At 55.5% G+C, this 321-nt stretch carries 1 pseudogene; it reads right to left on the bottom strand.

Features of this window, described 5'->3' with window-relative positions:
• Positions 1-321, bottom strand: a pseudogene (locus tag CYD26_RS24875) (hypothetical protein); the annotation flags it as partial.

Raw genomic sequence — 321 nt, 5'->3', positions numbered from 1 at the left:
CCACGGCACAATCCAGTATTCGCCGTCTTCGCGAGGGACGCAGACTTCACGGCGTTGGCGATTGAAGCGCAACGGCAGGGGGACTGGGCGGAACAGGCTTTGGATGAGAATTAGTGCCGGGATGCCCGTTATAACCCCTCCTATAGAAAGAGTCAGCACACTACCTTCCGGCGAGATGTTTCTAAAACCGTAAGCCAAACCCAGAAACATCATCACGAGAGGCCACAGCACCATCACCCCCGAGCCTATGCTGTAGCTCCCAATATCGAGAAACACCTCATTCTTGCGCCAGATGGTGTTGAGCACATCCGCCGGCTGTTC

It is taken from the genome of Pseudomonas sp. FFUP_PS_473, assembly GCF_002858665.1.
Lineage (GTDB): Bacteria > Pseudomonadota > Gammaproteobacteria > Pseudomonadales > Pseudomonadaceae > Aquipseudomonas > Aquipseudomonas defluvii.
The sequence above is the reverse complement of the archived record's forward strand: the minus strand, read 5'-3'. Positions and strand labels throughout refer to the sequence as shown.